The sequence below is a fragment of the Streptococcus sp. LYSM12 genome, assembly GCF_004569635.1.
Classification (GTDB): Bacteria; Bacillota; Bacilli; order Lactobacillales; family Streptococcaceae; genus Streptococcus.
The window spans coordinates 1-3,577 of record NZ_SPOZ01000052.1 but is presented as its reverse complement, the minus strand read 5'-3'; the positions used below and the strand labels follow the sequence as shown (position 1 = coordinate 3,577).

Annotated in this window: 3 protein-coding genes and 1 pseudogene; all 4 read left to right on the top strand. The window is 34.4% G+C overall.

Annotated features, from left to right (window positions below; all coding sequences use genetic code 11):
• Nucleotides 1-1,010: pseudogene (locus E4T79_RS11200) on the top strand (hypothetical protein); the annotation flags it as partial.
• Between the two features lie 14 nt (nucleotides 1,011-1,024).
• Nucleotides 1,025-1,660, top strand: coding sequence for a TipC family immunity protein (locus tag E4T79_RS10570; protein WP_135030088.1), 636 nt, complete (start codon nucleotides 1,025-1,027; stop codon nucleotides 1,658-1,660).
• Between the two features lie 100 nt (nucleotides 1,661-1,760).
• Nucleotides 1,761-2,585, top strand: coding sequence for a hypothetical protein (locus tag E4T79_RS10565; protein ID WP_135030086.1), 825 nt, complete (start codon nucleotides 1,761-1,763; stop codon nucleotides 2,583-2,585).
• Nucleotides 2,586-2,643: 58 nt separating this feature from the next.
• The gene (locus E4T79_RS10560) at nucleotides 2,644-3,324 is read left to right on the top strand and encodes a TipC family immunity protein (protein WP_245168099.1); all 681 of its coding nucleotides are present in this window, start codon (nucleotides 2,644-2,646) and stop codon (nucleotides 3,322-3,324) included.
• Nucleotides 3,325-3,577 lie beyond the last annotated feature (253 nt).

The window sequence follows — 3,577 nt, the reverse complement described above, 5'->3', positions numbered from 1 at the left end:
ATTTCTGTGAAATAGCTCCAAAAGCAAATGGTGGGACAGTCTATGCGAGTGAGGTGACGTTTACCCCAGGTCAAACTTCAGCCGCTCAAGATTTCAAGAATAACCTTGAGAAACAGTATGGATTTGACGGCGAAACAACCAATACTATGTGGAAGTTATATCAGAGTATTAAAACTCAAGAGGGAGATAGGACTGACTATATCTTTAATCGATTAATGGGCGGAGCGCAGTATGCTGGTTTTAAATGGAATAATACTGCTGGTAGTATGGAAGAAGTAAAATCAGTTCTTAGTAAATATGGTATTACTGGCAGTGAGGCGGATAAGTTAGTCTACAATATTAGAATACAATACTTATTATCTTCAGGTAACTATGGAATGGTTTCTGACTTATCTACCGAAGATTACAAAGCATTCAAAGTAAAAGCTAGTAACGTTTATCCGAATATGGATTTTGATACGTTATGGAATCGTAATTACTCTAAATATAGTGGTAAAGCAGATTTCGCTCATCAAAGTATTACAACTGCAACTCATTTATATGATAAGCCAAGATTAGCTGACGCCTACGGTGTGTTTGTTGGAGGAACCAATGGCTTAGCAGGTTGGCGAGGTGATGTCACAAAAGATGCAGAGGCTACACCTAGCTTGGGGAATGATGATTATCGTGCTGACTTGGATTCTGTGAATATAACAGCATTGATGCAAAATAGAAAAATAGATTATATTACTGCGAGTAATCAGTATTACGATGGTATTGCATCAGGGGCCTATACGAGAGCAGATCAATTTAAGCAAAATATAGATTTAACTTATGTAAAACAATCTATTTATTCTAGTTTAGTTCCAAGAAAAATTAGGGATGTAGGACCGAATATTCAAACTCATATTCCTAGAACCGAAGCAGAGTCTATGGATTACTTGAGAGTAAATTATCCAGCTTCTTATAATTTTATTCGGAGTTTAGAAGCTGGTAATAATGATTTACAAGATTATATTGGAGAACCATAAATTGAGGAGACTATATGAACAAAAAAATAGTTTATATTCTATCTATAATAGTATTGATAGTCGTATTGTTACCGTTTATCCTAAACTTTTTCAAACCGAAGTATAGGAATGTTTTTGAAGAAATTTACCACGATGAGTACTACCATGCGACAAACTCTTTTTTACGAACAACTTCTACTTTAAATAGCGTACCAGATATTGAAGAAAATAAAACAAGTGGTTTATTCTATGGTTCTATTTTAGAGCAATATCGCTCAGAAGCTCTACCCCTAGGAGTTGAGAGTATTTCATACAGTTTTTTCTTTCCAGATGATAAACTAGAGAATGGAAATATGTCAATAAATTTTCGTTTTTTACATACAAATGGGGATTTCATAGATATATATTATGTGTATGGCCATAATTCTGGTAAATTGGTACAGTCTGTAGGGATTATTGGTGAAAAAAGACTGACAGAATTCAATCAGATTATGGAGTATGTGGAATTGAAAAAAATTAGTCTCTCTCCATATTTTAGTACAAGTGAGGAGCTATTACGAAATAAAGTTATACCGGACTGGCTCCGAGTTTACTCAAGTCGCTTTTCAAAAGATAATTGGGGCGATGTAACTATAATACATGATAGTGTAGAGATACAAAAATTTGAATAATCGGAGTATGGGGATAATCTGGTGGTATCTGACAAGGGAGAAACAGAATTAACTAGCTTTATCTTTTACTAGACCTAGGTTGGAATAAGGCTTTCTAGTCTTGAAATCTAGTACAGTAAGCTTTAATAGTATTCAGACAACACTACCCAATGTCTTTAAGAAAAATCTTCAAGAACAATATGGATTTGATAGTGAAACTGCCACAATTATGTGGAAATTGTATCAGAACATTAAGGCAACTGAAGGTAAGAATGTGGATTATGTCTTTAATAGATTGGTGGGAGGAATTGTATATTCTGGCTTCAAATGGAATGGCACAGCTAGTATAGGTAGTATAGGTGGGACATCTATGCGTAGTATTCAAGATCAGATGCGAAAATTTGGATTAATGGATAATGAGTTAGAAAAATTTGAGGAAGATGTTTTAAAACAGTATAGAAATTCTAATCAATCTGATGCAACTATGGCAGATTTTGCTCACCAAAGTATTACTACCGCTACTAATTTATATGATAATCATATAAGGTTAGCTAATTTTTGGGGATTATTTAAAGGGCAATGGGGGAATAGTCATAATCATACGAATGATCTTTCTGGTTGGTTAGGAGACATAACTTTAGGCAATCCTCCAAGCATGAATGTTCCAGACTATAAGGCGGACTTAGATGCAGTCAATATTACTGGTATCATGAAGAAAAATGAAGTTGATTATGTGACTGCAAGTAACCAATACTATGATGGTTTACAATCTAATCGTTATACAAGAGAGAGTGAATTTCTTAAATATGTAGGAGGATTGGAATACGTGAAATCACAGATTTATAAAGAAGTTGGTATTGATGCTACGAATGATGCCGAAGCTATGGAGCAACTTGAAAAATTGAACCCAGTAGCATACCAATTCATTCAAGATTTAAGTCAATAAGGTAGAGATAACTATGAAATGTAAATATGTAAAGTATATCCTTATAACTATCCTAACAATGTCAACTTTAGTTGTACTTTTAAAAGTCGCAGAATTCTATGATAATAGTAAAATTTATCGTTCATTAGACAATGTTTTTTTGGAGATGAATTATGCTGAGGTAAATAGTGGGGATTTACCCAACTTACCAGATTTCAGTACGGTTATTGATGGTTCGCAATCATTTAGAGATCCAGAACAACTAATTGGAATAGGAATACACGACAATCTATCTGATGATGAGAGGATACAAGTGATTGTTGGTATAGAAGAAACATTTATTATTGAGTACAGACGGTTATTGACTGATAATATCTACCTATACATCAGTTATACTTATAGAGACTATAAATTGAGAGAAACAATCGAGATTTCTAATTCGGATAATTCATTGGTTTGGTCAGAAGCTGGTTATTGGATAGACAAAAGAAGAGGAAAAAAAGTTGATTTACAGGAATATCTGAAAGGTTCTTATTGGTTCAGTTCTACCAAAGGTCTGCCTAGTTTACAGCTGACAGACATTAAAGAAGTTTTAGAGTATTTAAAGCCTTATGGAATTGATGCTAATTGGATTCGTGAAAAATCAGACTACATGTTATATGATGTTGTTCTCAAACGCTGGTTTGAGAAAGGTAGTCAGAGATACTCTTTTGGTAATCTAGGGAATGTTAAAATAGAACGATTGGACATGGTTCAGTAATTTTTAAGAATGAAATTAGTTTATAAGGTCATATTCCGTGGTGCTGCAGGCGCTTGAGCTAGTCATTGAGGACTTTGAAAACGTTTGGGTATTTTATCGTTTTCCGTCCTCTCTTGCCTAGCTCCTCGCCCACCTATGGAGTTATCCTCCATAGGTGTTTTAGACATCACCATGGGAATTATCTAGTTTGTCATAGTAAAGTATGACAAAGGCGAAAGACAAAAGCAGTACACCAGCTAGCTTTGGAGGTGTT